This is a genomic window from Variovorax sp. SRS16 (assembly GCF_901827165.1).
Taxonomy (GTDB): domain Bacteria; phylum Pseudomonadota; class Gammaproteobacteria; order Burkholderiales; family Burkholderiaceae_C; genus Variovorax.
Genome location: NZ_LR594669.1, coordinates 258889 through 284773, shown reverse-complemented (window position 1 = coordinate 284773; position 25885 = coordinate 258889). Strand labels below are relative to the sequence as shown.

The 25885-nt window shown below is 67.7% G+C and carries 28 protein-coding genes; 11 read left to right on the top strand and 17 right to left on the bottom strand.

The window, feature by feature from the left end:
* Nucleotides 1-132: 132 nt before the first annotated feature.
* The 10 genes from E5P2_RS36305 to E5P2_RS36260 all read right to left on the bottom strand — a co-directional run bounded on the left by E5P2_RS36305 (nucleotide 133) and on the right by E5P2_RS36260 (nucleotide 11172).
* Entirely contained in the window at nucleotides 133-1236 is a 1104-nt protein-coding gene (locus tag E5P2_RS36305; protein WP_232081055.1) for an ABC transporter substrate-binding protein, read from the bottom strand.
* A gap of 52 nt (nucleotides 1237-1288) precedes the next feature.
* Nucleotides 1289-2140 (bottom strand): ABC transporter permease, encoded by an 852-nt coding sequence (locus E5P2_RS36300; RefSeq protein ID WP_232081054.1) that lies wholly within the window; start codon nucleotides 2138-2140, stop codon nucleotides 1289-1291.
* Nucleotides 2137-2976 carry an ABC transporter ATP-binding protein gene (locus tag E5P2_RS36295; RefSeq protein ID WP_162571905.1) on the bottom strand — a complete coding sequence of 280 codons (840 nt, stop codon included), beginning with the start codon at nucleotides 2974-2976 and terminating at the stop codon, nucleotides 2137-2139. The genes E5P2_RS36300 and E5P2_RS36295 overlap by 4 nt, the downstream gene beginning before the upstream one ends.
* An 8-nt stretch (nucleotides 2977-2984) precedes the next feature.
* Entirely contained in the window at nucleotides 2985-3809 is an 825-nt protein-coding gene (locus tag E5P2_RS36290) for an enoyl-CoA hydratase/isomerase family protein (RefSeq protein ID WP_162571904.1), read from the bottom strand.
* On the bottom strand, nucleotides 3806-6040 hold the full coding sequence (locus E5P2_RS36285; protein ID WP_232081053.1) for an acetate--CoA ligase family protein: 2235 nt from the start codon (nucleotides 6038-6040) through the stop codon (nucleotides 3806-3808). The genes E5P2_RS36290 and E5P2_RS36285 overlap by 4 nt, the downstream gene beginning before the upstream one ends.
* Complete coding sequence (acuI, locus tag E5P2_RS36280) at nucleotides 6040-7023, bottom strand: acrylyl-CoA reductase (NADPH) (protein ID WP_162571903.1); 984 nt, start codon at nucleotides 7021-7023, stop codon at nucleotides 6040-6042. The genes E5P2_RS36285 and acuI overlap by 1 nt, the downstream gene beginning before the upstream one ends.
* A gap of 148 nt (nucleotides 7024-7171) precedes the next feature.
* The gene (locus tag E5P2_RS36275; RefSeq protein ID WP_162571902.1) at nucleotides 7172-8101 is read right to left on the bottom strand and encodes a LysR family transcriptional regulator; all 930 of its coding nucleotides are present in this window, start codon (nucleotides 8099-8101) and stop codon (nucleotides 7172-7174) included.
* A 58-nt stretch (nucleotides 8102-8159) separates the two neighbouring features.
* Nucleotides 8160-9146, bottom strand: coding sequence for a Bug family tripartite tricarboxylate transporter substrate binding protein (locus tag E5P2_RS36270; protein ID WP_162571901.1), 987 nt, complete (start codon nucleotides 9144-9146; stop codon nucleotides 8160-8162).
* 31 nt (nucleotides 9147-9177) lie between these two features.
* On the bottom strand, nucleotides 9178-10299 hold the full coding sequence (locus E5P2_RS36265; RefSeq protein WP_162571900.1) for a mandelate racemase/muconate lactonizing enzyme family protein: 1122 nt from the start codon (nucleotides 10297-10299) through the stop codon (nucleotides 9178-9180).
* Nucleotides 10300-11172 (bottom strand): TauD/TfdA dioxygenase family protein, encoded by an 873-nt coding sequence (locus tag E5P2_RS36260; RefSeq protein WP_162571899.1) that lies wholly within the window; start codon nucleotides 11170-11172, stop codon nucleotides 10300-10302. It abuts the gene before it with no gap.
* Nucleotides 11173-11271: 99 nt separating this feature from the next.
* Here E5P2_RS36260 and E5P2_RS36255 point away from each other — a divergent pair, with 99 nt between their 5' ends.
* The 3 genes from E5P2_RS36255 (at nucleotide 11272) to E5P2_RS36245 (ending at nucleotide 13196) form a co-directional block, all read left to right on the top strand.
* Complete coding sequence (locus E5P2_RS36255) at nucleotides 11272-12228, top strand: LysR family transcriptional regulator (protein WP_162571898.1); 957 nt, start codon at nucleotides 11272-11274, stop codon at nucleotides 12226-12228.
* 59 nt (nucleotides 12229-12287) lie between these two features.
* Nucleotides 12288-12596: a UBP-type zinc finger domain-containing protein gene (locus E5P2_RS36250; protein ID WP_162571897.1), complete on the top strand. Its 309-nt coding sequence runs from the start codon at nucleotides 12288-12290 to the stop codon at nucleotides 12594-12596.
* Between the two features lie 111 nt (nucleotides 12597-12707).
* The gene (locus tag E5P2_RS36245; RefSeq protein WP_162571896.1) at nucleotides 12708-13196 is read left to right on the top strand and encodes a VOC family protein; all 489 of its coding nucleotides are present in this window, start codon (nucleotides 12708-12710) and stop codon (nucleotides 13194-13196) included.
* 16 nt (nucleotides 13197-13212) lie between these two features.
* On the opposite strand, the gene E5P2_RS36240 is transcribed toward E5P2_RS36245, so the two are convergent.
* Together E5P2_RS36240 and E5P2_RS36235 are read right to left on the bottom strand one after the other, a co-directional pair.
* Nucleotides 13213-13623 (bottom strand): hypothetical protein, encoded by a 411-nt coding sequence (locus E5P2_RS36240; RefSeq protein WP_232081052.1) that lies wholly within the window; start codon nucleotides 13621-13623, stop codon nucleotides 13213-13215.
* A gap of 14 nt (nucleotides 13624-13637) precedes the next feature.
* Entirely contained in the window at nucleotides 13638-14762 is a 1125-nt protein-coding gene (locus E5P2_RS36235) for a hypothetical protein (RefSeq protein WP_162571894.1), read from the bottom strand.
* Nucleotides 14763-14902: 140 nt separating this feature from the next.
* On the opposite strand from E5P2_RS36235, the gene yghU reads away from it, so the two are divergent.
* Together yghU and E5P2_RS36225 are read left to right on the top strand one after the other, a co-directional pair.
* Entirely contained in the window at nucleotides 14903-15784 is an 882-nt protein-coding gene (gene yghU, locus E5P2_RS36230; protein WP_162571893.1) for a glutathione-dependent disulfide-bond oxidoreductase, read from the top strand.
* Nucleotides 15781-16413 carry a glutathione S-transferase family protein gene (locus E5P2_RS36225; RefSeq protein WP_162571892.1) on the top strand — a complete coding sequence of 211 codons (633 nt, stop codon included), beginning with the start codon at nucleotides 15781-15783 and terminating at the stop codon, nucleotides 16411-16413. The genes yghU and E5P2_RS36225 overlap by 4 nt, the downstream gene beginning before the upstream one ends.
* A 26-nt stretch (nucleotides 16414-16439) precedes the next feature.
* Here E5P2_RS36225 and E5P2_RS36220 read toward each other — a convergent pair whose 3' ends face one another.
* A complete protein-coding gene (locus E5P2_RS36220) occupies nucleotides 16440-17354 on the bottom strand; it encodes a LysR substrate-binding domain-containing protein (protein WP_162572136.1) in 915 nt (304 codons plus the stop codon).
* A gap of 112 nt (nucleotides 17355-17466) precedes the next feature.
* Between E5P2_RS36220 and E5P2_RS36215 the strand changes: the two genes are divergently transcribed.
* The 6 genes from E5P2_RS36215 to E5P2_RS36190 all read left to right on the top strand — a co-directional run bounded on the left by E5P2_RS36215 (nucleotide 17467) and on the right by E5P2_RS36190 (nucleotide 22465).
* Nucleotides 17467-18516, top strand: a complete 1050-nt coding sequence (locus E5P2_RS36215; RefSeq protein ID WP_162571891.1) for a Gfo/Idh/MocA family protein — start codon at nucleotides 17467-17469, stop codon at nucleotides 18514-18516.
* Nucleotides 18517-18611: 95 nt separating this feature from the next.
* The gene (locus tag E5P2_RS36210) at nucleotides 18612-19280 is read left to right on the top strand and encodes an amino acid ABC transporter permease (RefSeq protein ID WP_162571890.1); all 669 of its coding nucleotides are present in this window, start codon (nucleotides 18612-18614) and stop codon (nucleotides 19278-19280) included.
* A 9-nt stretch (nucleotides 19281-19289) separates the two neighbouring features.
* Entirely contained in the window at nucleotides 19290-19940 is a 651-nt protein-coding gene (locus tag E5P2_RS36205; protein WP_162571889.1) for an amino acid ABC transporter permease, read from the top strand.
* 56 nt (nucleotides 19941-19996) lie between these two features.
* The gene (locus E5P2_RS36200) at nucleotides 19997-20830 is read left to right on the top strand and encodes a transporter substrate-binding domain-containing protein (RefSeq protein WP_162571888.1); all 834 of its coding nucleotides are present in this window, start codon (nucleotides 19997-19999) and stop codon (nucleotides 20828-20830) included.
* Between the two features lie 25 nt (nucleotides 20831-20855).
* Nucleotides 20856-21650: an amino acid ABC transporter ATP-binding protein gene (locus E5P2_RS36195; protein WP_162571887.1), complete on the top strand. Its 795-nt coding sequence runs from the start codon at nucleotides 20856-20858 to the stop codon at nucleotides 21648-21650.
* A 5-nt stretch (nucleotides 21651-21655) separates the two neighbouring features.
* Complete coding sequence (locus E5P2_RS36190) at nucleotides 21656-22465, top strand: sugar phosphate isomerase/epimerase family protein (protein ID WP_162571886.1); 810 nt, start codon at nucleotides 21656-21658, stop codon at nucleotides 22463-22465.
* Nucleotides 22466-22521: 56 nt separating this feature from the next.
* On the opposite strand, the gene E5P2_RS36185 is transcribed toward E5P2_RS36190, so the two are convergent.
* From E5P2_RS36185 to E5P2_RS36170, 4 genes are read right to left on the bottom strand one after another with little or no spacing between them, the layout of a single operon-like run.
* Nucleotides 22522-23205, bottom strand: coding sequence for an RraA family protein (locus tag E5P2_RS36185; protein ID WP_162571885.1), 684 nt, complete (start codon nucleotides 23203-23205; stop codon nucleotides 22522-22524).
* Nucleotides 23202-23522 carry a DUF4387 domain-containing protein gene (locus E5P2_RS36180; protein WP_162571884.1) on the bottom strand — a complete coding sequence of 107 codons (321 nt, stop codon included), beginning with the start codon at nucleotides 23520-23522 and terminating at the stop codon, nucleotides 23202-23204. The genes E5P2_RS36185 and E5P2_RS36180 overlap by 4 nt, the downstream gene beginning before the upstream one ends.
* The gene (locus tag E5P2_RS36175; protein ID WP_162571883.1) at nucleotides 23519-24877 is read right to left on the bottom strand and encodes an acyclic terpene utilization AtuA family protein; all 1359 of its coding nucleotides are present in this window, start codon (nucleotides 24875-24877) and stop codon (nucleotides 23519-23521) included. Before E5P2_RS36175 ends, E5P2_RS36180 begins: the two co-directional genes overlap by 4 nt.
* The gene (locus E5P2_RS36170; RefSeq protein ID WP_162571882.1) at nucleotides 24874-25860 is read right to left on the bottom strand and encodes a Bug family tripartite tricarboxylate transporter substrate binding protein; all 987 of its coding nucleotides are present in this window, start codon (nucleotides 25858-25860) and stop codon (nucleotides 24874-24876) included. The genes E5P2_RS36175 and E5P2_RS36170 overlap by 4 nt, the downstream gene beginning before the upstream one ends.
* Nucleotides 25861-25885: the final 25 nt, after the last annotated feature.

Here is a 25885-nt window from a genome sequence, read left to right as displayed (position 1 = left end):
CCGAAACGCGAGCGGCCCGGTGGATGCGATGCCGATCTGGACCATCCTCGACATGACCCCGGGCGGACGGGGAAAGGACTGGTATCCGAAGCTGAGCTACGAGGAGGGCTGAGGCAGGATTCGCTCGCCCGCCTACCGTGGTGCGCAGGCCTTCGCCTGTTTCACCACCGCTTCTGCATCGAAGTTGTTCACGCGCTCGAAGAAGCCTTCGTTTGCAACGATGAAAGTGGCGGGCGCGACCTTGCGCTCGATCATCCTGGCGTCGAGCATGAAGTCCTGCATGCGCCCGAAGGCCTCGGGCGTGGCGCGGCCCCAGAGCTTGCCGCCGTTCATCTCGAAGGCTGCCTTCATCGACTCGATCTGCGCGCGCAGCAGGTTGTCGTCCCAGCGCGCCAGCGCGGCATCGTCGCTGCCCGTCGGCTTGCTGTCGGGGAAGCGCGCCCAGTGCAGCTTGCGCACGCATTCGGGGTTGCTGACCGCGAACAGGCTGGCCTTGGCCGCGCCGCGCACGATGGCTTCCACCATCGCCGGGTCGCGCTCGGCGGTGCGCTGCAGCACGGTGAGCGAGAAGTCGGGCAGCCGCTGCCACTCGGGGCTGCGGAACAGCCGCAGCTTCGCGCCCGCGTTCTCGAAGCCCGCGATCGCCGCGTTCCAGAACATCAGCCCCTGCACGCGGTTGGAGCGCAGCGCCTCCAGCGCCGGCGCGCCGGCACCGGTGGGAATGATGTTCACGTCCTTGTCCGGGTCGAGCCCGTTGGCCTTGAGCAGCGAGCGCAGCAGCGGCAGGCCGCCGCTGGCCAGGCTCACGATGCCGATGTTCTTGCCCTTGAAGTCGGCCACCGTGCGCATCGGGCCATCGGCCTGCACCGCCACCGCCCAATCGATCACGCTGTTGTCCATCACCACCCGCGCCGGGATGTTGCTGGCGACGTTGGCCTGGATCGCGACGTTGGAACTCACCTGCGCGAAGTCGACGTTGCCGGTGGCGAGCTGCTGCACCGCCTGTACCGAACCCGGCGCGGCGATGACGTTGACGTCGTAGCCCTCGCTCTTCCAGTAGTCGAGCGCGATCGGCATCATCAGCCAGGGATAGGTGACGTTGATCACGGTCACGCCGCCGAGCGCGATGCTGACTTTCTTCAGCGGCCTGGCAGCCTGGGCCGACGCGGCTGCCGGCACGATCCACGCGGCTGCGCACAGCGCGAGCGTGCATCCCATCTTCATCAGTCTCTGCATTCGGAACCTGCCTTTCATCGAAGGAAAAGTCGAAAGAAAAAAGAAGAGCGATTCAAGCGCCCGAGATCCGCTCGTGCTCGGACTCGGCCCAGAACACCACCTTGCGCTCGGTCCACCGCACCATCCAGTGCAGGCCCAGCCCCATCGCCGACAGCAAGATCAGGATCGCGAACATGCCGGCCGTGTCCATCGAGAAGGTGCGTTGCAGGATCAGGTAGCCCAGGCCTGCCTGCGCGCCCACGAACTCGCCCACGATGGCGCCGATCACCGACAGCACGATCGAGACGTCGAGCCCGACGAAGACGAAGGGCAGCGCATGCGGAATGCGCGCCATCCGGAACACCTGCCAGCGCGAGGCGGTGAAGGCCGTCAGCAGCTCGAGCTGATCGGCCGGCACCGAGCGCAGCCCGACCACCGTGTTGGCCAGCACCGGAAAGAAGGCGATGGTCGCGGTGATCACGATCTTCGAGGCCATGCCGTAGCCGAACCAGATCACGAACAGCGGCGCGATCGCGACCTTCGGAATCGTCTGGAACGCGACCACGTAGGGATAGAGCGTGCGCTCGACCAGCGGGAACTGCGCGATCACGGCGCCCAGCAGCAGGCCCAGGCCGCCACCCAGCACGAAGCCCGCGATCGTCTCGTAGAAAGTGATGCCGAGGTGGTGGGTGAAGGTGTTGTTGCGGATGCCCTCCCATAGCGCGACGGCGACGGCCGAGGGCGCGGGCAGCAGCAGCGGCGTCACCTGCAGCAGGCGCACCGCGAGTTCCCAGCCGCCGACCACCAGCACGAAGAGCAGCGCCGACAGCGGCAGCTCGGGCCGAGGTCCGAGCCAGGCGAGGGCAGGGCGTTCGGCGACGAGATCGTCGTGCGGCATGCCGGTATCGAGGGTTGCGGTGTTCATGCGTCGAGTCCCAGCGAATGGAAGTGCCGGCGGATAGCGGACACGTAGCCGCCGAAACGCTCCGAATTGATCATCTCCAGCGTGCGCGGCCGCGGCAGGTCGATCTCGAGGATCTCGGTGATGCGTCCCGGGCGCGGCGACATCACGACCACGCGATCGGCGAGGAACACGGCCTCCGGAATGCTGTGCGTGACCAGCATCACCGTCTTGCGGCTCTGCGACCAGATGCGCAGCAGTTCGAGGTTCATGGTCTCGCGCGTCATCGCATCGAGCGCGCCGAAAGGCTCGTCCATCAGCAGGAAGGCCGGCTCGTGCACCAGCCCGCGGCTGATGCCCACGCGCTGCTGCATGCCGCCCGAGAGTTCGTTGGGGTACTTGTTCTCGAAGCCTTCGAGGCCCACCAGCTTGAGGTAGTCGCGCGCCCGCGGCTCGTACTCCTTCATCGACAGGCCCTGGATCTCGATCGGCACCAGCACGTTCTCGAGCACGGTGCGCCAGGGCAGCAGCACCGGCGCCTGGAACACCACGCCGACATCGCGGCTCGGCCCGTCGATCGGCCGCTGGCGGATCTTGACCGAGCCCGAGGAGCGCCGAAGCGTGCCGGCGAGGATCTTCAGCAGCGTGGACTTGCCGCAGCCGCTCGGTCCGACCACGGTGACGAATTCGCCGTCGGCGATGTCGAAGTTCACGTCCTTGAGCGCCTCGATGTGGTGGCCCTCGCGCGTGCGGTAGATCTTGTTGAGGCCGGCGATCTCGATCAGGGCGCCGGAATCGCGCGCGGCCTGCGAGGTCTGCACGGAAGGCGCGATGACGCTGAGCTTGGCGGTCGCAGTCATGGCGCGCCTCAGGCCAGCGCTTCGCCGCCGAGCGCGAAACGTGCATCGCGCCACTTGAATGCCGCCTTCAATCCCTGCTTGCCCGCGACCTCGAAGAAATCGCGCGACTCCTGCGATTCCGACATCAGCACCAGCGTGAAGATTTCCGCACCGAGGTCCACGGTGGACTGGAAGCCGCGCAGGTCATAGGCCCGGTTCAGGCCCTGCTTGTTCAGCTGCATGGCCGGCGGCGGAATCATCGCGAGCTTGAGCGCGAGCCGCTGCGCTTCCTTCATCAGGTCGTCCGCCGGCACCACGCGATTGGCCAGCCCGATGCGCACCGCCTCTTCGGCGCCGACGCGATCGCCGGTGAGCAGAAGTTCCTTGGTCTTCTTCATGCCCACTACCCACGGCATGATCGCAAAGGGTGGCGCCGACTGGAACTGGATCTCGGGCTCGCCGAACTCGGCCTTGTCGGCCGCGAGCGTGATGTCGCACACCATCGACAGGTCGCAGCCGCCGCCCAGGCAATAGCCGTTGACCGCCGCGATCACCGGCAGCCGCGAGCGCCAGATGCGGTACCAGGTGTCGTTGCCCAGCTTCACGTGCGCGCGCCAGTCCTGCACGCTGGTGAGAGGATCCTCGCGCGGGCTCAGGTCGAAGCCGGCGCAGAAGGCGCGGCCTTCGCCGGTGATGATCAGCGCGCGCACCGACTCATCGGCCTCCAAGGCATCGAGCGCGTGCTGCATCTCCAGCAGGATGTCGTCGTCCAGCGCGTTCATCTTCTCCGGGCGTGCGAGCGTGAGGGTGGCGATCCAGCGGTCGATGGACACGCGGATGCATCGGTAGTTCATGGCTTGTCTCCTGCTTTCGTTGATGGATGGGAAGGCGCGGCCCGCAGCTCGACGAGCGCGTCCAGCACGCGCACGCCCTGGCCCGCTGCGAGCACGGTCACGGGGTTGAGGTCGATCGCCTCGATGAAGTCGGCATAGGCGGCACCGATCTGCGACAGGCGCACGATCAGTGCCTCGAACGCCGCACGGTCGGCCGGCGGCGCGCCGCGAAAGCCGTCGAGCAGCCGCGCCGCGCGCGTGCCGCCCACCAGCGTTTGCGCGCGCGCTGCGCTCACCGGCGCCAGCGCGAGGCTGCTGTCGCGCACCAGTTCTACCCATACGCCGCCCGAGCCCGCGACCACCGCGTGGCCGAAGGGCGGCTGGTGCGACAGGCCGGCGATCATCTCGATGCCGCCGGCGACCATCTCCTGGATCAGCACGCCGTCGATGCGCGCCTCGGGCACGCGCCCGCGCACGGTGGCCAGCATTTCATCGAAAGCCGTGCGCACCTCGTCGCGGTCGCGCAGCGCGAGCCGCACGCCGCCGGCCTCGGTCTTGTGCGGGATGTCGGGCGAGTCGATCTTCATGGCCACCGGAAAGCCGATCGCGGCGGCGCACTGTGCGGCCTGGTCGGCATTCGCGGCACGCGCCTCGCGCGTGGCCCGGATGCCGTGCGCTTCGAGGAAGCGCCTGGCTTCGTGTTCCGACAATGCACGACCGCTCGCGAGCCGGTCGGCCCAGGCGGGATCGGCGGCAAGCGGTGCTGCGTCGTCGTGCGTGGCGGGTGCCTGCCACAGATGCCAGTCGATGAAGTGCCGCATCGCGATCAGTGCAGGCCGTGCGCCCTGCAGCGCGGGCACGCCGCTGCCTTGCAGTGGTTCCACCGTGCGCGGATGCAGGCCGCCGCCGACATTGCTGTAGAAGGCCAGCGGCTTGCCGGTCCGCTTCGCCGCGGCGGCCGTGGCCTCGGCCATGGCGCGGTAGTTGTCGGCGCCCTTCGCGCCCAGGCCGACCGGGCAGTCCTGCGACACGGCCAGCAGTCCGACGTCGGGATCGGCCAGCAGCGCATCGATGGCGCGTGCGTACATCGTCATGTCGAACACTGCGGCGCCGGTGGCGTCCAGCGGATTGCTGGGCGTCGCGAAGGCCGGCAGGCAGCCGCGCAAGGCATCGATCGTGGCCGGCGCAAGAACCGACAGGCGCAGGCCCGTCGTCTGCGCGAGATCGCAGGTCAGCGCCACTTCGCCGCCGCTGACGTTGATCACCGCCAGTCCGTCGCCGGCCGGCCGCTTCGCCGACTCGGCCATCAGCGTGCAGGTCTCGACCATCTCGTCCATGTCCTCGACCAGCACCACACCGGCGCTGCGGAAGAAGTCCACCGCCGCCGCATGCGAGCCGGCCAGCGAACCCGTGTGCGCCGCGGTCGCGGCCGCGCCCTGCGTCGAGCGCCCGACCTTCAGCACCACCACCGGCTTGCCCGCCGCGCGCATGCGCTGCGCGGCGTGCAGGAAGCGCTCGGGATGCCGCACCGATTCCATGAAGAGAGCGGCCACGCGCGTGTGCGGATCGTCGGCGAAGAAGGCCAGGTAGTCGTCGATGTCGAGCACCGCAGCATTGCCCACCGACACCAGGTGGCTCAGCCCGAAGCGCCCGACGCCCGCGAGCGCGATGCAGCCCGAGCCCGAATGCGAGGCGATCGCCACGCCGCCGATGCGCAGCGGCTCCGGCAGCGGCGCGCTGTAGAGCGAGATGCGGTCGTGCAGGTTGGCCAGGCCGAGGCAGTTGGGGCCGCACACCAGCAGGCCGGTGCGCTTGCACAGCGCCGTCAGCTCGGCCTGCAGCGCACGGCCCGTGTTGCCGAGCTCGGCGAAGCCGCTGGCGAACAGCACTGCGGCGCGGATGCCGCGCGCGGCGGCCTGTGTCAATGCGGGCAGCACCTTGTCGGCAGGCAGCGCGATCACGGCGCAGTCCGGTGCCTCGGGAAGGCGCTGCAGGTCGGCGAAGCAGCGCAGCCCTTCGACTTCCGCCGCCGAAGGATGGATCGGATAGATGCGGCCGCCATAGCCGCCGGCCAGCAGGTTCTTCACCACCGAGTTGCCGAAGGAGTCGGGCCGCGGCGAAGCGCCGAGCACGGCGACCGACGAAGGGCGCATCAGGGGCGCGAGATCGCGCAGCGGCGCGGTTTCGGCAGGCAGGGCGGGCACGGATGCCGCGTCGAAGGAGGAGGGGCGCATCGGATGAGCGGCGGACATCAGACGCGCACGTTGACCACGGTCCGCCCGCGCACGCCGCCCGCGAGCAGCGCGGCGGCCGCATCCAGCGTCGCGGCCAGCGGGATCTCGTGCGTGATCGCGGCCAGGCGTTCATGGTCGAGCTCCTGCGACAGCCGCTGCCAGGCATTGAGCCGGTCGGCGCGCGGCGCCATCACCGAGTCGATGCCGATCAGGCTCACGCCGCGCAGGATGAAGGGCGCCACCGTGCCCGGCAGGTCCATGCCCTGGGCCAGTCCGCAGGCCGTGACCACGCCGCCGTATTTCGTCGTCGCGCAGGCATTGACCAGCGTGTGGCTGCCCACCGAGTCCACCACGCCGGCCCAACGTTCCTTGCCCAGCGGTTTGCCCGGCGCGGAAAGCTGCGCGCGGTCGATGACCTCCGCGGCGCCGATGCGTTTCAGGTAGTCGGCCTCGGCGGCGCGGCCGGTGGAGGCGACGACGCGAAAGCCGCGCCCCGCGAGCAGGCTGATCGCCACGCTGCCGACGCCACCGGCGGCGCCGGTGACCAGGATCTCGCCGTCGTCCGGCCGCACGCGCTGGCGTTCCAGCGCCTGCACGCAGAGCATCGCGGTGTAGCCCGCGGTGCCGAGCGCCATCGCGGTGCGCGCGTCCAGCCGCTCGGGCAGCGGCACCAGCCATTCGCCCTGGAGCCGCGCGCGTTCGGCCAGGCAACCCCAGTGCTGCTCGCCGGCGCCCCAGCCGTTGAGGATCACGCGGTCGCCGGCCGAGAACTCGGCATGCGTGCTGTGCTCGACCACGCCCGCGCCGTCGATGCCCGGGACCATCGGCCACTTGCGCACCACGGGACCGCGGTTCGCGATCGCCAGCGCGTCCTTGTAGTTCAGCGACGAGTAGTCGACGCGCAGCGTGACGTCGAAATCGGGGAGCGCCGAGTCGTCGACTTCGCATACGGATGCGTCGAATCGCTCTGCATCGCGCTCCAGCAGGATGGCCTTGAACATGCCCGTCTCACTTCTCTTGGGTGGTTGACGGACGCGAATCTATCGCCGGGTCAATGCGCCGGGCAAGAATGGATTCGGTCGATATGCGTTCTCCAAATTCGCACGCAAGGGGAAACCCTCGGCGCCGGCGGCCGGTGGAAAAAACCGCTCAGAGCTTGTGCCGCAGCACGTTCTCGATCTCCGCGATCAGCGACAGGCTGGCCACCGAGAGGTGCCTTCCCGCACGCGTGCAGCACACCAGCACCTGCGGCTTGATGCGCGGATCGCGGATCGGCACGAAGGCCGCATCGGGATGGTTGGGGTCGCGCCCGAACAGGTACTGCGAGAGGATCGCGATGCCCACGCCGGCCGACGCGGCGCTGCGCATCAGCTCGTAGGAGTTGGTGGTGAGAACCACGCGCGGCTTCATGCCGACGCGCGCGAACATCTGGTCCAGCGTGGCGCGCAGGGCCAGGCTGGCATCGGGCATCACGATGTCGTAGGCCGCGCAATCGGTGAGCCGCACCCAGCTGCGCTTGGCCAGAGGATGCTTGCGCGGCACCATCACGCAAGAGCCCAGGCTGCGCTTGACCACGATCGCGAGGCCTGCATGCGCCGGCGGGTTGTAGCCGAGCGCGAAGTCGATCTCGTCGTCGAGCACGAGCGCCACCAGCCGCGGCGAACTCTCCACCCGCACCTCGTAGTTCACGCCGGGGTGCAGCCGGTGGAACTCGGCCAGCATCTGCGGCAGCAGCTCGCGCGAGAAGCCTTCGTTGACGCCGAAATGGACCGTGCCGCGCTGCAGGCCGCGCAGCGCATCGACCTCGGTGCGCGCGGTCGAGAGCTCGCCCATCGCGCGCTTGAGATGGTGGATGAAGATCTCGCCGGCGGCCGTGAGCTTGAGGCCGCTGCGTCCGCGGCCGCGCTCGAACAGCAGCGCGCCGACCTCCTCCTCCAGGTTCTTGACCTGCCGGTTGATCGCCGAAGCCGCGATGTGCGTGTGCTCCGCCGCGCGGCGAAAGGAGCCGGCTTGCGCCACCTCGTAGAAATAGCGCAGCGACGTCGGATTCTTGAGATGAAGGCCGGGGTCACGGGACATGGTGACGCAGCTTAACCCGCGTGCGTCACCGCGAAATCCGGATCATCGAGAGGTCTTGCTATTCCCCGCGCAGGCCGAGCGTCTTGATCTTCGCGCCCCAGGTCGCCGTGTCGCGCGCCACGATGTCGACGAACTGCTGCTGCGACATGCTCTTGACCTCGAGGCCCTGCTCGCGCAGCTTGGCCGCGATCTCCGGATCCTGCAGGGCCTTGTTGACCGCGTCGTGCAGCTTCTGCTGGACCGCGGGCGGCGTGCCCGCGGGCACGAAGTAGCCGTACCACGGCTCGTACTCGAAGTGCTTGACGCCGACCTCTTCCAGCGTCGGCAGGTCGGGCAGCGCCGGCGAGCGCTTCGCGCCCGAGGTGGCGAGCGCGCGCAGCTGGCCTTGCTGGATGAAGGGCATCACCGCCGGGATGGTCAGCAGCATGGCCTGGATCTGACCCGACATCAGGTCGACGATGGCCGGGCCCGAGCCCTTGTACGGCACGTGCTGCATCTTCAGCCCGGTGATCGACGACAGCACCGCCATCGGCACATGCCCCGCGCTGCCGACGCCACCGGAGCCGTAGTTGACCTTGCCCGGATTGGCCTTCGCGTAGGCCAGGAATTCGGCCGCGGTCTTGACCGGCATGCTCTTGGACACGACCAGCACGTTCGGTGTCGCGCCGATGTAGGCGACCGGCCGGATGTCGCGCGCCGTATCGAAGGGCAGCTTGTCGTACAGCCCGGCGTTGAAGGCCAGGCCCATGTGCTGGACCATGACCGTGTAGCCGTCGGGCGCGGCGCGCGCGAGCATCGCGGTGGCGATGGTGCCGCCGGCGCCGCCGCGGTTGTCGACGACGAAGGACTGGCCCAGGTCGACGGCCAGCTTGTGGCCCAGGAGCCGCGCGATGATGTCCACCGTGCCGCCCGCCGCGAAGGGCGCGAGCACGGTCACCGGCTTGCTTGGGTAGCTGGCCGCGGCCGCATCGCCGCCCTGTGCCGTGGCGCACAGCGGCAGCCACAGCGCCATCGCCGCGAGCACGGCGATCTTCTTGAATCTCATGGATGTTGTCTCCTGCTTCGATCGCTGGGGGCTAGGCATCGAAGTGGTATTGCTTGATCTTGTCGTCGTCGAGCGTCACGTCCAGGCCCGGCCCGGCGGGCACGGCGATGCGGCCGCTCGAGAGATCGAGCTTGTGGGTGACGATGTCGTCCGCGGTCTTCAGCGGCCCCACGCATTCGAGCCCTTCGAGCACGTTCGTGCTGGTGCAGGCCAGCATGATCTCGGCGACCGTGTTGATGCCCAGGCCGAAGCCGTGGCCGATCACCACCTTCATGCCCGCGGCCGTCGCCGTCTCCAGCATGCGGCGGCAGGTCAGGAAGCCGCCCTGCTTCATGACCTTGAGCTTGACGATGTCCGCGCAGTCCGCGCGGATGACGTCGATGAGGCTGGCGTGGTCGGTGATCGATTCGTCGGCCATGACGGGGATGTCGATGGCCTGGCGCACGTGGGCCATGCCGGCCAGGTCGTCCGCCGCCACCGGCTGCTCCAGCAGCTGCATCGCGAAAGGTTCGAGCAGCCGGCCGAGCGCGATCGCGTCGTCCACCGAATAGCCCGCATTGGCGTCGGCACGCAGGGCCATCTCCGGCCCGACCGCCGCACGCACGGCGCCGACGCGGTCGCGGTCCGCCTCGATGCCGCCGCCGACCTTGATCTTGGCCGAGCGGAATCCGCGATCGAACCACTTGCGCGCCTCGGCCGCGGCCTCGTCGGGCGAGAGGATGCCGATCCAGGCGTTGAAGCGCAGTTCGTCCACCATCTTGCCGCCGAGGTACTGGTGCACCGGAACGCCGAGGCGGCGCGACAGCAGGTCGATGCAGGCCATCTCGATCGCCGCCTTGGCATCGAGGTAGCCGGCGAGCGCCTGGTCCATGGTCTGCGAGAGCCGGTGCGGATTGCCGGCGTCCTGGCCTTGCACCGCGGGCGCGAGCCGCTCGCGCAGCGCGGTCAGCGATTGCTCGATCGTTTCGACCGAATAGCCCGGCGAGGGATCGATGTTGCCGAGGCCGACGCTGCCATCGTCGGCGGTCAGCCGCACGATGGCGCTCTTCTGCGCCTTCTTGGTGATGTAGGCATTGCGAAAGCCCGGGCCGACCAGCGGCACCGCGACGCCGAAGACCTCGACGCGGCGGATCGGAAGATGAAGCGCATTCATTCAGGCGGCCTCGAAGGCGGGCGCCACCGGCGTGCCCTTGATCTGCGTGCGGTGCATCACGCGGCGCGCCTCGGGGTCGAAGGAATCCCGCCGATGCAGCGTGCAGCGGTTGTCCCACAGGATCAGGTCATGCAACTGCCAGACCTGGCGGAAGGTGAACTCGGGCTGCGTCGCATGCGCCCACAGTTCGTCGAGCAGCGCATTGCTGTCCGCGAGGTCGAGCCCGAGCACGTAGCTGTTGCGCCGGCGGCCGAGGTAGAGCGCGGCGCGGCCCGTGTCGGGATGGCGGATCACCAGCGGATGGTGCGCGCCGGGCGCTTGCCGCGGATCGGTCACTTCCTTCATGCCCTTGCGCATGATGCCGGCGCTGTTGTAGGTGGCATCGTGGATCGCGCGCAGGCCGGCGATGCGCTGCTTCGTCGCATCGGGCAGCGTTTCGTAGGCGAGGTACATGTTCGACCAGAAGGTGTCGCCGCCGCTCGGCGGGATTTCCAGCGCGTGCAGCAGCGCGGCGCGCGGCGGGCTCTCGACGTAGGTCATGTCGCAATGCCACACCGCTTCGCCGTCGCCGAGGTTGCCGATGGGCGCGCCGCCGACCTTCACGTTGGAGATGACGTTGATCTCCGGAAACGCTTCCAGGAAAGGCTTGCCGTAGGGATTGGGACCGGGTGGGTCCAGCGGCCCGAGCAGGCGGCTGAGCGCGAGCAGCTGCGGATCGTCGAGCGCCTGGCCACGAAAGCGAAGCACCAGGTGGGTGGCCCAGGCGTCCTTCAGCGCGGCGAGCGTGGCTTCGTCGAGCGGCGCGTGCAGGTCGATCCCGGAGATGTCGGCGCCGAGCGCCGGCGCGATCTTGGTGACGGTGAGACGTGGCATGGAGGCAGCGGAATGCGAAGTGGACATCCATCGAAGGTAGCAGCCATGGGTGATCGCGTAAACGATATATTTAAAGCATTCAGTGATATCAAGAATCAGATGGCCCAGATCAAACAGGCATCGCAGCAGCGCGCCGTGCAGCGCCGCCACCTCGAGGCGATCGTGGCGATCGACGACGGCAAGTCGGTCCACGGTGCCGCGCGCGCGCTCGGGCTGGCGCAGCCGGCGGTGTCGCGCCTCCTGTCCGAGGCCGAGAAGGCGCTGGGCGAACGCGTGTTCGAGCGTTCGAGCCGGGGCAGCCATCCGACGGCATGGGGCGAGCGCGTGCTGGCCCAGGCGCGCGCCGTGCTGCGCAGCCTGGAGCGCCTGGACCTGTCGGCCGGCCTCGATCGCGGGCCGGTGAGCCTCGGCTGCATCGCGCGCGCCATGCACACGCTGATGCCGAACCTGCTGGAGCGGGTCGCGCGCGACGGCGAGGCCTCCGGGCCCGTGCGCCTGCAGCTGATCGAGGAGAGCAGCACTTTCCTGTGGGACGCCGTGAGCCGCGGCACGCTGGACTTCGCGATCCTGCGCGGCCGCAGCGACACCGCGGGCGATGACGAGCTGCTCACCGAAAGGCTGTACGACGAGCGCACCGTGATCATCTGCGCGCCCGATGCGGGCCCGCAAGGCAAGTCGGTGCTGTCCAGGGCCGAACTGATGCGCCAGCGCTGGGTGCTGCCGGATGCGCGCACCAGTTCGCGCGAGGCCTTCGATCGCTATTGCAGCGACGGCAGGCTGGGGCCGATCCAGCCGGTCATCGAGACGCGCTCCTTCGAGACCGGGCTCGCACTCGCGGCCCGCACGGGCTTCCTGTCGATCGCGCCCGAATCCATCGCGCGGCGGCACGAGGCCCTGGGCCTGGTGCGGGTGCTGCGCACGCGCGTGCCGCTGCCGACCAGTCCGACCGTGCTGGTCTTCAAGCGCTGGGCGGTGGAAGATCCGGTCCTCGCCGGCTTGCGCACGCAGATCCATGCGGCAGCCGCTGCGGCGCGCCATGCGCTGCGCGGGCGGTGAGTATGCTTGCCGTCGGATCGTGCCGAAGGCTGTCCGTTCGCACTTTCAAGGAGATCGAAATGAGCAGGTCCTGCACCCACACCGCCGGCATCGCCCACGTGGTTCCCAGCGCCCTCGGCTGCGAGGAGTGCCTGAAGATGGGCAGCGTATGGCTGCATCTGCGCCTGTGCCGCACCTGCGGCCACGTGGGCTGCTGCGACGATTCGCCGCATCGTCACGCGACCGCGCACTTCCACGCGACCGGGCATCCGATCATCGAGGGCTACGATCCGCCGGAGGGCTGGGGCTGGTGCTATGTCGATCGCGTGGCGCTCGACCTCGGCGAGGACACCACGCCGCAGAACGGGCCGATCCCGCGCTACTACTGATCGGCATCCCTACAACGGCATCGGCTTGATCCGACAGACCGGGGCTCCGCGATGAGGACGATGGACGTTGTCCGGGCGGATGCCCGGCGCTCAACGCTTCAGGAGAAACGAATGACCCGCAAGAACACGATCTGTCTCTGGTACGAAGGCGGCGCCGTCGAGGCCGCGAACTTCTATGCCAAGACATTTCCCGACAGCACTGTCGGCACCATCCACCGCGCACCGGGCGACTATCCCGATGGCAAGCAGGGCGATGTCCTGCTCGTCGAGTTCACCGTCGCCGGCATCCCCTGCATCGGCCTGAACGGTGGCCCGCAGTTCAAGCACAGCGAAGCCTTCTCTTTTCAGATCGCGACCGACGACCAGGCCGAAACCGACCGCTTGTGGAACGCGATCGTCGGCAATGGCGGACAGGAGAGCGTCTGCGGCTGGTGCAAGGACCGTTGGGGACTCTCGTGGCAGATCACGCCGCGCGTCGTCATCGAGGCGATGGCCGACCCCGATCGCGCGGTGGCCAAGCGCGTGTTCGACGCGGTGATGACCATGGGGAAGATCGACGTCGCCGCGATCGAGGCGGCACGGCGGGGCGTCAAGTCGTAGGCGGGCGTCGCTGGCGCTACTTGCCGAAGGTGATGAGGCTCCCCACGATGGCAACGAGCTGCGCGACGTTGATCACGATCGCGATGACGTGGGTTCGCCGAAATCCTGGAATGGCATCCATGACGTTCGACTGAATCTGCGCGCCGAGCGCGTCCATCTTGGGAATGATCTTCCTGCGCAGGACGATCGCAATCAGCGCGAGCGCTGCAGCGCCCGCTGAAAGCCCTGGGCGGCCCGCGAACGCAAGGCTGATCGCCGTGGCAGCCGCACTGACAAAGGCGCCGACGTAGTAGGTGTTGAAGAAGCCGCGCACGAAGCGGGCGTCGAGCGGTGTGTCGTGCTTCAGCACCAGCAGCGGAATGGACCCCATGATGAAGTAGGCCGTCGTGACGAGGAGTGCCACCGTGAAGAACAGAGCGGCGAACATGGCGGCCGACATCGTCAGTCCACCGTCCTGCGGCTGCGCACCCAGGCTTCGAACTCCTGGTCCTCGAAGCGGTACACGCCATGGTCCACCCGGGCCATGGCCTGCAGCCGCGGGCCGGTGAGGCGCCGCAGGGAGGTTCTCGGCAGACTGGGCGTGACGTCCTCGGTGCCGAGCAGTTCGCGCAGTTGCTTCAGCGCTGCCGCGCCGTAGAGGTCCTGCACACCGGTCGCGGCGAGCAGCAGCACCGCGCGGTCCGGCCGGCCGAGCTCCTTCCAGGTCTTCGCATAGCCGGTGTCGTCATGCACGCGCGTCAGCGTGTGCGCCAGCGCCGCTTCGGGCCCCTGTTCCTGGTACAGCAGGTAGCGCTCGACATACCAGCGGAAGAACTCCGGCGTTTCCTTCAGCTTCCTGAAGGCCTGCTGCGCGACGGCCAGGGGCAGCGGCTGCTTGGCGAGCCGCTTGATGTGGGCCACGATCGCCACGACGAACTCGTCGCCGAGCAGCGGGAAGGGCTCGACCGGCGCCCAGTTGTAGAACGGCGCGGAGGCGCGCGAGAACATCTCGCGCAACGCGGCTTCCGAGGAGCCGGCGAACAGGACCTTGATGCCCGCCTTGCGGATGTCCAGCCCTGCGCGCAGCGAATGCGCGACCTGCCGGTGTTCCGGATTGGCGAGCACCTGGGCTTCGTCGAGCACCAGGACCAGGCGCTTCCTGCTCTTGTCGGTCAGCTGCAGCGCCGCCTGGATCGCGGGCACGGCCAGCTTCTCCTTGTCGGCCAGGTCGAGCTCGACCGAGCCCTCGACACCCATCGGCAGCTTGGCGCCGGCCTTCATCTTGCGCACGGGCGTCGACAGGTCGTCCCAGAATCGCGCCAGGCCCTTGGGCTGCACGGCGGACAGGATGGCGGCGGCAATGGCCTGGCCCGGATGGTCGGTGTCGTCCCAGAGATTGGTGTACGCCGCCGCGTACCCGGCGGCCTCGGCGGCCGGCAGCAGGTCGTGCTTGAGGAACTCGCTCTTGCCCATCCTGCGCCGGGCGAACAGCCCGCGGGCCGACACCAGGCCGAGGTCGAAGGCCTGCAGGTAGCGGCTCGCGAGGTCCGGGCGGGCAAAATGCCAAAGGTCGGCGGGGGTGCTCATCCGACAGATTCTGACATGGTTTTGTCAATTGACAAATAGGTGGAAATATTTGTCGGAACAAGTCCTGGACCGGCTTGGGCGAAGGACAAGCATTGCGCGGATACTGTGCGACTCTTCACTGCATCGAGAGAGATCGCCGCATGAATGGTGCTTCACCCTACACACCCCCTACGGTCTGGACCTGGAACGCTGCCAACGGCGGCAAGTTCGCGAACATCAACCGCCCGATCGCAGGCCCGACCCACGAAAAGGACCTGCCGGTGGGACGCCATCCGCTGCAGCTCTACTCGCTGGCCACGCCCAACGGGGTCAAGGTCACGGTGATGCTGGAGGAACTGCTCGAACTCGGCCATCGCGGTGCGGAGTACGACGCGTGGCTGATCCGGATCAACGAGGGCGATCAGTTCGGCAGCGGCTTCGTCGCGGTCAATCCGAATTCCAAGATCCCCGCGCTGTGGGACCGCAGCGGCGCGACGCCGGTGCGCGTCTTCGAGTCCGGTGCGATCCTGCAATACCTCGCAGAGAAGTTCGGCGCCTTTCTTCCGACCCATCCCGGCGAGCGGGCCGAATGCCTGTCGTGGCTGTTCTGGCAGATGGGCAGCGCGCCCTTCCTCGGTGGCGGCTTCGGACACTTCTATGCCTATGCGCCGAGCAAGATCGAATACGCCATCGATCGCTACGCCATGGAGGTCAAGCGGCAGCTCGACGTGCTGGACCGCCGCCTTGCCGAGAGCCCGTATCTGGCCGGAGACGCCTACACCATTGCCGACATGGCGGTCTGGCCCTGGTACGGCACGCTCGTGAAGGGGCAGCTCTATGAAGCGGGCGAGTTCCTTCAGGTCCACGAATACACCCACGTCCTGCGCTGGACCGACGCGATCGCTCAACGGCCGGCCGTGCGGCGCGGGCGCATGGTCAATCGAAGCTGGGGACAACCGTCGAGCCAGCTCCACGAGCGCCACGATGCCACCGACTTCGAGACCCGAACCCAGGACAAGATGACCGCGAAGGACCCCGCATGATCACGCTGTACGACTGCAGCACGGCGCCGAGCCCGCGCCGGGCGCGCATCCTCCTGGCCGAGAAGGGCATCGTCCACGAGACGGTCCAGGTGGACCTGCGAAACAACGAGCAGCTCGGCGACGCCTACCGCCAGCTGAATCCCCAGTGCACCGTGCCCGCACTGCGCACCGGAGAGGGCCCGCTGCTGACCGACAACGCGGCGATCACGGCCTACGCGGAGGCGCGCTGTCCGGAACCGCCGCTCCTGGGCATCACGCCCCATGAGAAGGCCGAGATCGCCAGCTGGAACTGGCGCATCGAGTTCGAGGGACTGATGGCCATCGCCGAAGCCATGCGCAACAGCGCGCCTTCGATGGCCAACCGGGCCTTGCCCGGACCGGTGGACTATGCGCAGATCCCCGAACTGGCGCAGCGCGGCCTGGCCCGGCTCCAGCAGTTCTTCGTCGTGCTGAACGAGCGTCTGGCGGGGCGCGATTTCGTCGCCACGGATCGCTTCAGCGTCGCCGACATCACGGCGGTGGTGGCCGTCGACTTCGCCCGGGTGGCGAAGGTGAAGCCGGGGGAACAGCACCCGCATCTGCAGCGCTGGCGCGCGGCGATGGCGCAGCGCGCGTCGATGTCGCTCTAGCGGAGCCGGGCCCTGCGCCCCTGCAGCTATCTGCCCAGCTTCGTCTTCAGCGCGTGCGGTCCATGCACGAGCTGTTTCTTCAGGAATTCCACGCACACCCTGACTTTCGCCGAGCCGGCCGACCGGGTGCTGGTCATGGCCCAGATGTCCGCCGGCTCGTGATGGGAGGGCAGCACCCTGACCGCGCGCCCGTCGAGCAAGGGCTGCGCGATATCCCAGACCGACAGCAGGCAGATGCCCTTGCCGTCGAGGCTCCATCCCTTCACCACGTCGCTGTGGTTCGAGCTGAATCTGCTCGTGACCTTGACCGACTCGATGCCCTTCGGCCCGCTCAGTCGCCAGTTTCCGATCGGCTGGTCGCGCTCGCGGTAGAGCAGGCATTCGTGTTCCGCGAGTTCGGCCACCGTCTTCGGGTGGCCGCGTTGCGCGAGGTACTCGGGCGAAGCGCAAAGAATGCGCCGGCTCTCCACCATGCGTTGCGCAATGAGACTCGGCTGGGTCGGGTCGCCCACGCGGATGTCGAGATCGAAGTTCTCGGCGATCAGATCGACACGCCTGTCCAGCAATTCGAGCCAGACCTCCAGACGCGGGTAGCGCTTGCCGAGCGCGGACAGGATGGGCGCCACGTGTTCGCGGCCGAGCCGCTGGCTCGTCGCGATCCGCAACTGCCCTGAAGGCTCTTTCTTCGCGCTGCTGAACGCCTCCGACATCGCGTTCGCGTCGTCGAGGATCTGCTGCGCCCATCGGTACGCGCGCTCGCCGTCCTCGGTGATCACGACCCGGCGTGTCGTGCGATGGAACAGGCGCACACCCAGCTGCGCCTCCAGGATCGCAATGCGTTTGCTGATGTGTGCCGAGGTGGTCCCGATCTCGAGCGACGCCGCCACGAAACTGGAGCGGCGAGCCGCTTCGCAAAACACTTCGAGGTCCTTCAGGTCCATCGCTTTTTTATCAACGATTCGTTGATACCGAGTCAACTGGATGTCGATTGTAGTTCTCAGCGTTGTTACTAGACTCACCTCGATCGCACCTCGCCCCCCACACAAAAAGTCCATGAGCAAACTACCCATCGCCGTCATCGGAGCCGGTCTGATCGGCAAGACGCATATCGATTGCGCGCTGGCCGATCCGGACATCGAACTGGTCGGCATTGCCGATCCGACACCGGCTGCCGCCGAGCTCGCCAGAGCGATCGGCGTTCCCTGCTTCGCCGACTACCCGAGCCTGCTCGCCACCGCGAAGCCAAGGGGCGTGGTGGTGGCGACGCCGAACGCGACACATGCCCGGATCACGATCGACTGCCTCGAGCAAGGCGCCGCAGTGCTGGTCGAGAAGCCGATCGCCGACACGCTCGATGACGGACGGCGCATCTGCGACGCATCGCGAGCCACCGGCTTGCCGGTTCTGGTCGGCCATCAGCGCCGCCACAACACGATCATGCGCAAGGCCCGGGCCATCGTCGGCGCCGGCACGCTCGGCCGGCCGGTCAGTGCCACCGTGCTGTGCACCTGGCTCAAGCCGCGCGACTATTTCGACGTGGCGTGGCGCCGTCAGCAGGGCGGCGGGCCGATCCTGATCAACCTGATCCACGACATCGACCTGATGCGCTTCCTCTACGGAGAAATCGAAAGCGTGCAGGCGCAGTCCTCGAACGCGGTGCGCGGCTTCGATGTCGAAGACACCGCCGCGGTCGTGCTGCGGTTCCGCAACGGCGCCCTCGGCACGGTCACGGTGTCGGACGCGACCGTGGCGCCGTGGAACTGGGACTTGAGCACCGGCGAGGCAGCGCGCTTTCCGCGCCAGGACATCAACGCGCACTTCTATTCGGGCACCGAAGGCTCGCTGACCTTGCCGCGCCTGGAGGTCTGGCGCTATCGCCAGGACCAGGGCCCTGCACAGGGCTGGCACGACCCCTTGACGATGGAGCGCACCGCCGTGCACACCGGTTCGCCGTACAGCGAGCAGATGCGTCACTTCGCCGCTCTCATCGAAGGCAAGGAGCAGGCGGTCTGCTCGGCGCTGGACGGCTTGCGCACGCTCGAAGCGACGCTGGCCGTGACGCAGGCGGCAGCGACGAACACCGCGGTCGCGCTGCCTGCGTAGCGGCGGCCGCCATTGCACCGCACCGCACCGTGAAAAGGCCGGCGCGCCCCTGACGATCCAAGAAGAACCTGTTCAACGAGACAAGGGCCACAGCGATGAACTACACACTCGACTTCGCAGTGCTGCTGCCGCACTGGGAACAGTTTGCGCAAGGCTGCTGGCTGACACTGCGGCTCTCGGCGTTGGCGATCGTGATCGGGCTGGTCGTCGGCCTGCTGACTTTGCTCGGCAAGCGCTCGTCGATCGCGCCGCTGCGCTGGTTCGCCGAGGTCTACGTCGAGATCGTCCGCAACACGCCGTTCCTGGTCCAGGTGCTGTTCATCTTCTTCGGACTGCCATCGATCGGCATCAGCCTGACGCCCAACACCGCGGCCGTGCTCGCGCTCAGCCTGAACCTCGGGGCTTTCTCGGCGGAGATCATCCGCACCGGCGTCGAGTCGGTTCCACGCGGCCAGTTCGAGGCCGGTGCTGCACTGGGCCTGAGTCCCTTTCGGACATTCCGTCACATCGTCCTCAAGCCGGCACTGCGAACGATCTATCCATCGCTGGCCGGGCAGCTCGTGATGCTGCTGCTCACCACCAGCATCGTCTCGTCGATCTCCGCCGAAGAGTTGACCTCGGTGGCGCAGAACATCGATTCGGCCACGTTCCGAAGCTTCGAGGTGTACATCGTCGCCGCGCTGCTCTATCTGGCGATGTCGACGATCTTCTCGACGGTCTTCAAGGCCATCGATCGCCTGTACTTCGCCTATCCCACCAAGTGAGCGGCCGCCATGATTCGCGATTTCAGCCTGCCTGAGTTCTGGGTCATAGCGAGCGGCCTGTGGGCGACGCTGCTGCTTTCCGCCATCGCCTTCGTCGGCGGCGGGCTGGCGGGCTTGGGCGTGGCACTCGCACGGACGGCGACGATGAAGGCGCCGCGCCGGATGGCCGCTGCGTTCATCGATTTCTTCCAGGGCACGCCGATGCTGCTGCAGCTGTTCCTGGTCTTCTACGGCCTTCCGGTGTTCGGCTTCAAGGTCAATGTCTGGGTCGCGGCGGCACTGGGGCTGACCCTGCATGCCGGCGCCTTCCTCGGCGAGATCTGGCGCGGCGGCATCCAGGCCGTGCCGCGCGGGCAGTCGGAGGCAGCCGACGCACTGGGGCTGGCCTACTGGGCGCGCATGCGCTGGGTCGTGCTGCCGCAGGCCCTGCGCATGTCGTTCGCACCGACCGTCGGCTTTCTGGTGCAGCTCATCAAGGGCACGTCGCTGGCGGCCATCATCGGCTTCGTCGAGCTCTCCCGCTCGGGTCAGCTCGTCTCGAGCATCACCTACAAGCCGCTGCTGGCCTTCGGGCTGGTGGGCTTGTGCTACTTCGCGATCTGCTTTCCGCTGTCGCGCTACAGCGCCCGCCTGGAGAAGCGCTTCTCCATCGCGAGCTGACTCATTCCCACAAGAACAGAACCGCGGATTTCCGCATCCACCGAGGAGCACAAACCATGTTCGGACAATTCACCCGCCGCATCGTGATCACGATGTCCATCGCACTCGCGATCACAGGTCTCGCACACGCGCAAAAGGTCGCGGACATCAAGAAGTCCGGCGTTCTCAAGGTCGGTGCACAGGTCGCCCAGGTTCCCTGGGGCTTCAGCGACAAGAGCGGCAAGCTCACCGGCTACGACATCGAATTCGCGGAGATGCTCGCGAAGGATCTCGGCGTCAAACCGGAGTTCGTGCCGGTGACCGTGGCCAACCGCACCGCCGCGCTGCTGACCGGGCAGGTCGACGTGCTCGCCGCGGTCGTCACGATCCTTGCCGATCGGCAGAAGGTCGTCCTGTTCTCCCGCCCGTATTCGTATCTCGAGACCGTGTTGATCGGCAAGGCATCGCTGCCGCCGCTGAAGGGCTATGCCGATCTCAAGGGCCTGCGCATCGGCGTGCCGCGCGGCAGTGTGCAGGATTCGGCCGTGACCCAGGCCAATACCGGCGCGACCATCCAGCGCTTCGACGACGACGCTGCCGCGGTGCAGGCGCTGCTGTCGGGCCAGGTGGATCTCGCGGGCGCGGCCAACTCGCAGTTGGGCCCGATCGCCCAGGTCGCGGGCGCGGGCAAGTACGAAGTCAAGCTCGTGGTGGCCCGCGGCTTCCAGGGCGCCACCGTGCGTCCGGGCGAGCGCGAATGGGTGAACTACATCAACGACTTCATCGGCCGAAAGATCGCCAGCGGCGAACTGGGTGCGCTCTACAAGAAGTGGATCGGCCAGGACATGAGCAAGGACATGCCGGCCACCGGCGAAACCGAGGCCGCGCTGCCGCTGGTCGTGACGAAGTAGCGGCAGACCGCGGAGCCCATCCATCATGATCCCCAAGGATTCCGGCATCGCACCGGACCATGCCGTGCCGCCCGCCGCCGGCGGCGAAACCATCATTTCGATGGAAGGTGTCAGCAAGTGGTTCGGCGCGATGCAGGTGCTGACGGACATCGACCTGAAGGTGCGCCGAGGCGAACGGATCGTCATCTGCGGGCCTTCGGGCTCGGGCAAGTCGACCACCATCCGCTGCATCAATCGCCTGGAGCCCTACCAGAAGGGCCGCATCGTCGTCGACGGCATCGATCTGGGCGCCGACCCCAAGAACGTCGGCGCGGTGCGTGCCGAAGTGGGCATGGTGTTCCAGCAGTTCAACCTGTTCCCGCATCTCACGGTGCTCGAGAACTGCATGCTGGCACCGATGAAGGTGCGCGGGACGCCACGGCGCGAGGCCGAGGCCATCGCGATGAACTACCTGACACGCGTGCGGATCCCCGATCACGCGAGGAAATTTCCGGCGCAACTCTCGGGCGGACAGCAGCAGCGCGTGGCCATCGCGCGGGCCCTGTGCATGACCCCGAAGATCATGCTGTTCGACGAGCCGACATCGGCGCTCGACCCGGAGATGGTGAAAGAGGTGCTCGACACGATGATCGGCCTGGCCGAGGAGGGCATGACGATGCTGTGCGTGACGCACGAGATGGGCTTCGCGCGCAGCGTTGCCGATCGCGTGCTGTTCATGGACCGCGGCGAGATCGTCGAGCAGGCGCCCCCCGAGGTGTTCTTCACCCACCCGAAGCACGAGCGCCTGCGCGACTTCCTCGGCCAGATCCTGCACAAGTGAAGACCATGATTCCTCTTTCCCTTGCCCATCTGACGGTGCTCGACGTGGCGCCGCCGGCGCTCTTCGATCTCGCGGCCAAGGCAGGCTTCCAGAACGTGGGAATCCGGATCCTTCCCGCCGCACCGGGCGCGGTGTCCTATCCGTTGAGCCGCCCCGTCGTGATCGAGTGGCGCCGCCGCATGGCCGAGGCCGGCGTCGGCATCCACGACGTCGAGTTCATCCCGCTGACGCCGGAGATCCGTGTCGCCGACCATGCGCAGGCCATCGGACTGGCCGCCGAACTCGGTGCCCGGCGGCTCAATGTCTCCGGCGACGACGCGGATGTCGATCGCCTGGCCGAGCGCTTCGGCGCGCTGTGCGATCTCGCCGCCGCGGCCGGCATGGGCGTGGACCTGGAGTTCATGCGCTTTCGCATCGTCGGCCGCTTGCATCAGGCGCTCGATGTCATCGCGCGTGCGGGCCGGCCGAATGGCAGGTTGCTGATCGACCTGCTGCATCTGTGGCGCTCCGGCGGCACGGCCGAGATGTTGCGCGATGTGCCGTCGAGCGCACTCGGCTCGGTGCAGTTGTGCGACGCGCGTCTGAAAGATCCGACCGATGCCGGCATCGTCGACGAGGCGCGGCAGGGGCGCCTCTTCCCGGGCGAGGGCGAGTTGCCTCTGAAGGCGCTCATGGATGCGCTGCCGGCGGCGATTCCGGTGGGGGCGGAAGTGCCTTGCAGCCAGACACACCCCGGGCTCGGCCCCTGGGAATGCGCGGCGAGGGCTTGCGCGGCGTCGCGAGAATTTCTGGCGTCATGGCAGCCGTCCCGCTGATGGCTCCGGTGCGAATTCTCTGCGTATGCCCGAACGCGTCGACCGCAGCCGTCGCCCTACTTCACCTCGAACACCCGCCAGGCCACAGCCAGCTTGTCGGCGTCGAGCCCGGGCGCGTCCAAGGCGGCGAGGAATGTCTGTTCCCGCTGCGCCACCCTTGCAATCGCCGCCGGCAGCGCATCCACCAGGCCCGCGGGAATCACCACGCAGCCGTGGCGGTCGGCATGCACCAGGTCCCCCGGTGACACGGGCAGCCCGAACACGCTCACCGGCGTGTCGAACTCCACCAGGTGCGCGAAGCCGGACCCGGGGCACACATTGCCGCCCAGCAGGCCGATCCCTGCGGGCAGCGTGCCGATGTCGCGGATGGCGCCGTTGGTCACCGCGCCCACCAGCCCCATCGCCTTGTGGATCGACACCTGGATCTCGCCCCAGATGCAGCCCATGCCTCGGCGTTCGCCGCAGTCTTCCATCACCACCAGTGACGGCCGACGGGCCTGCTGCAAATAGCGGTAGTACGCGAAGCGGCGCGCCAGCGTCGTGTCGTGGCTGTCCTTCGTCGGCTTGTCCGAAACGATCTTCGCCGTGAGCGCGTAGCCCGTGAACGGAGGCATCCCGGCGTTGGCCGCGACGACTGCATCCAGCGTGTAGTTCTTCCCCCGCAGCGACGGGTCGAGCACGATCATCGCGTTGCACAGCGTCCCCGTGTCCACGCCGGCAAGCGTTTCGAAGATGCTCATGCCGCAATCCTCAGCGTGGTGAGCGGCAGGTGCTGCTGGCAGCCATAGACATCGCGGTCTTCCAGGTCGCCCGAACTCACGGGGCGCTTGAGCGTGATCTTGAAGGCGCGCGCCGCGTCGAACGCGGTGCACACGAGCACATGCTCGCGCGGAACGGCAAACGCCTTCGCCATGGCGTCGAAGTTGATCGCGCCGCTTTCCTTGACGATGCGGTAGGCCTCGTCGCGGTCGAACATCACGTCGAAGGTCAACTCGAAGGGCCCGGAGTTCTTGCTGCGGATGACCTTCGCGTAGTCGGTCAGGGGTTTGTCTGTCATCGGATTTCCTCGAAGCGCACCGGAAAGCATTCCAGCGGGTTGGCCACCGGCATCAGGTGATAGATGTTGTAGCGGTACGCAGGCCCCACCGGAATGCCGAAGGGCGAGAAGGGGTAGGCCATGTTGCCGGCGGTGGTGAGGATGCCCGGGTAGTCGGCGTGCTGCATCACGCCGCGAGTGAACATCGCCACCGCGGTCGCAAGGTCCTGCGTGGGTGCCACCGCATCGATCACCAGGCCCACTTCCTTGGGCACGAATGCCTTGTCCGGCTCCAGCGCGCCCATCACGCCATCCTTGCCATAGCTGCGGAACATCAGATGGATGCCATCGGACTGGGTGCCGAAGCGCTGCTCGGCGCGTTCCCTCGCATGCGCGATCACACCGTCGAGCTCGCGGATCATCACCGCGTCGCGGATGCCGACGATCACGATGCTGCGGTAGCCGATGCGCTCGGCGCCTTCGAGCTTCACGCGGTACTGTGCGTCCTTGATGAAGCGGCTGCCGCTGACCTTCACGCGTCGTGGGTCGATCTGCTCGAAGCTCGCGTTCGTCAGGTCATTGATGCCGCCGGGCCCGGCCTGCAGAAACGGGTCGCTGCGCTCGTAGAGCGAGTGGCCCGCCACCGACACCGTGGTGCAGCGGTTGTCTGCGTTGCCGGGCTCCACCTCGAAGTGGTCTTCGCGCACGCGGCCGATCATCGGTTCGCCCAGGTCGTAGGGCACCGCGGACAAGCCCGCGCATTCCAGGATCTTGCCGCAGTGCAGGGCCAGGCCTGCGTCGAATCCGCGCAGCACCGGCAGCGCGGCAAAGATCGCATCGTCGCAGGCGCGGCCCGCGATCACCACGTCGGCGCCGCCTTCCAGCGCGTGCATGAAGGGCTCCATGCCCATCTGCGCGACGATCGGCCCGGCCGAGTCGATCATGGCGGCGCTGAGGTCGCTGTCGGGGCCCATCGCCTCGACCTTGCCGTTCGCGACCTTGGCCTTCAGGTAGGTCTTGTCGATTTCGGCGTCGATCACCGCGAGGCGAAACGCGAGCTTCTTTTCTTTCGCCACCTCGCGCACCATCTGCGCCATCAGCGCCAGTGTCCGGTTGGAGCCGTTCGTGATGGCGGAGCCGATCAGCAGCGGAATCCTGGCGGAGCGCGCGGCCGCCAGCATCACTTCCAGGTCGCGTCGGTATGCGGAGAGCGGCAGGAAGGGCTTGTCGTCGCCGTGGTAGTAAGGCCCCATGTCGGTGGAGCCTGCGTCCTGGCCGATGAAGTCGGGGTCCGCGGCCATGGCCCTCTTGAACGACTCGACGTTGTAGCCGCTGCCCATCGATCCCGAGGGCGCGACACCGGTGATTTGTTTCATTGCTGCTGCTTGAGGTTGACGGTTTTTGCGAGCTTCGACCACTTGACGGTGTCGGCCTGGATGGCGGCCCTGAAGTTGGCCGGTGAGCCACCGCGGATTTCCATGCTGATGTCGGCCATCTGCTTCTGGAAATCCGGCTGCTTCAGGATGTCGTCCGCGACCTCGGCCATGCGCCGGACGGCCGCAGCCGGCATGTCGCGCGGACCCATCAACCCCATCCACGACGACACCTGGATGCCGGGCACGCCCGCTTCGGCGAACGTGGGTACGTCGGGCAGCGACGGCAGGCGTTTGTCCGCAGCCACGGCGATGGGGCGCACGTGACCCGACGCCGTCAGCCCCTTCGCGGAGCCGACGAAGGTGAAGAGCAGCGGCACCTGTCCGCCGGCCAGGTCCTGCAGCGCGGGGGCCGCGCCTTTGTACGGCACGTGGTTGAACTTGGCGCCCGTGGCCTGTCCGAGCAGCTCGATCGCCAGATGCGAAATGCCGCCCGCGCCCGTGGACGCGAATGCCACGGTGCCGGGCGCCGCCTTGGCGGCCGCGATCACGTCGGCCACGGTCCTGTAAGGCGTCTGGGCGTTGGCGTACAGCACGGCCACCTGGTCGGTGAGGTGAATGATGGGCACCAGGTCCCGCTCGGGGTCGTAGCTCATGCTGGTGTAGAGCAGCGGCGCCAGCGAGACCTGCCCGTTGCTCGCCAGGAACAGCGTGTAGCCGTCGGGCTTGGACTGCGCGACTTTCGCGCCCGCGATCAGGCCGCCCGCGCCGCCGAGGTTTTCGACGATCAGGGTCTGGCCGGTGGCTTGCTGGAATTTCTCGGCGAACGGCCGTATCACCGCGTCGAGCGAGCCGCCTGGCGGGTAGGGCACGATGACACGCACGGGCGCATTCGGGTAGCTCACCCCTTGCGCGAGGGCGGCCAGCGGCAGCGCGAGCGCGAGTGCAGGCAAGAGGGAGCGGCGCACTTTGGAGATCAAGCTCATGGGACTTCCTTCGGGCATTGTTTGG

Bases quoted from the DNA above. Each gene is read 5' to 3' on its own strand.
- E5P2_RS36240 (WP_232081052.1), bottom strand. From the start codon at position 13,623: ATGTTCGCCGCTCTGTTCTTCACGGTGGCACTCCTCGTCACGACGGCC.
- E5P2_RS36170 (WP_162571882.1), bottom strand. From the start codon at position 25,860: ATGAGCTTGATCTCCAAAGTGCGCCGCTCCCTCTTGCCTGCACTCGCG.
- E5P2_RS36270 (WP_162571901.1), bottom strand. From the start codon at position 9,146: ATGAGATTCAAGAAGATCGCCGTGCTCGCGGCGATGGCGCTGTGGCTG.
- E5P2_RS36215 (WP_162571891.1), top strand. From the start codon at position 17,467: ATGAGCAAACTACCCATCGCCGTCATCGGAGCCGGTCTGATCGGCAAG.
- E5P2_RS36185 (WP_162571885.1), bottom strand. From the start codon at position 23,205: ATGAGCATCTTCGAAACGCTTGCCGGCGTGGACACGGGGACGCTGTGC.
- E5P2_RS36265 (WP_162571900.1), bottom strand. From the start codon at position 10,299: ATGAATGCGCTTCATCTTCCGATCCGCCGCGTCGAGGTCTTCGGCGTC.
- E5P2_RS36195 (WP_162571887.1), top strand. From the start codon at position 20,856: ATGATCCCCAAGGATTCCGGCATCGCACCGGACCATGCCGTGCCGCCC.
- E5P2_RS36260 (WP_162571899.1), bottom strand. From the start codon at position 11,172: ATGCCACGTCTCACCGTCACCAAGATCGCGCCGGCGCTCGGCGCCGAC.
- E5P2_RS36220 (WP_162572136.1), bottom strand. From the start codon at position 17,354: ATGGACCTGAAGGACCTCGAAGTGTTTTGCGAAGCGGCTCGCCGCTCC.
- E5P2_RS36180 (WP_162571884.1), bottom strand. From the start codon at position 23,522: ATGACAGACAAACCCCTGACCGACTACGCGAAGGTCATCCGCAGCAAG.
- E5P2_RS36290 (WP_162571904.1), bottom strand. From the start codon at position 3,809: ATGAACTACCGATGCATCCGCGTGTCCATCGACCGCTGGATCGCCACC.
- acuI (WP_162571903.1), bottom strand. From the start codon at position 7,023: ATGTTCAAGGCCATCCTGCTGGAGCGCGATGCAGAGCGATTCGACGCA.
- E5P2_RS36300 (WP_232081054.1), bottom strand. From the start codon at position 2,140: ATGAACACCGCAACCCTCGATACCGGCATGCCGCACGACGATCTCGTC.
- E5P2_RS36305 (WP_232081055.1), bottom strand. From the start codon at position 1,236: ATGCAGAGACTGATGAAGATGGGATGCACGCTCGCGCTGTGCGCAGCC.
- E5P2_RS36255 (WP_162571898.1), top strand. From the start codon at position 11,272: ATGGCCCAGATCAAACAGGCATCGCAGCAGCGCGCCGTGCAGCGCCGC.
- E5P2_RS36205 (WP_162571889.1), top strand. From the start codon at position 19,290: ATGATTCGCGATTTCAGCCTGCCTGAGTTCTGGGTCATAGCGAGCGGC.
- E5P2_RS36250 (WP_162571897.1), top strand. From the start codon at position 12,288: ATGAGCAGGTCCTGCACCCACACCGCCGGCATCGCCCACGTGGTTCCC.
- E5P2_RS36295 (WP_162571905.1), bottom strand. From the start codon at position 2,976: ATGACTGCGACCGCCAAGCTCAGCGTCATCGCGCCTTCCGTGCAGACC.
- yghU (WP_162571893.1), top strand. From the start codon at position 14,903: ATGAATGGTGCTTCACCCTACACACCCCCTACGGTCTGGACCTGGAAC.
- E5P2_RS36235 (WP_162571894.1), bottom strand. From the start codon at position 14,762: ATGAGCACCCCCGCCGACCTTTGGCATTTTGCCCGCCCGGACCTCGCG.
- E5P2_RS36175 (WP_162571883.1), bottom strand. From the start codon at position 24,877: ATGAAACAAATCACCGGTGTCGCGCCCTCGGGATCGATGGGCAGCGGC.
- E5P2_RS36200 (WP_162571888.1), top strand. From the start codon at position 19,997: ATGTTCGGACAATTCACCCGCCGCATCGTGATCACGATGTCCATCGCA.
- E5P2_RS36225 (WP_162571892.1), top strand. From the start codon at position 15,781: ATGATCACGCTGTACGACTGCAGCACGGCGCCGAGCCCGCGCCGGGCG.
- E5P2_RS36210 (WP_162571890.1), top strand. From the start codon at position 18,612: ATGAACTACACACTCGACTTCGCAGTGCTGCTGCCGCACTGGGAACAG.
- E5P2_RS36275 (WP_162571902.1), bottom strand. From the start codon at position 8,101: ATGTCCCGTGACCCCGGCCTTCATCTCAAGAATCCGACGTCGCTGCGC.
- E5P2_RS36245 (WP_162571896.1), top strand. From the start codon at position 12,708: ATGACCCGCAAGAACACGATCTGTCTCTGGTACGAAGGCGGCGCCGTC.
- E5P2_RS36190 (WP_162571886.1), top strand. From the start codon at position 21,656: ATGATTCCTCTTTCCCTTGCCCATCTGACGGTGCTCGACGTGGCGCCG.
- E5P2_RS36285 (WP_232081053.1), bottom strand. From the start codon at position 6,040: ATGTCCGCCGCTCATCCGATGCGCCCCTCCTCCTTCGACGCGGCATCC.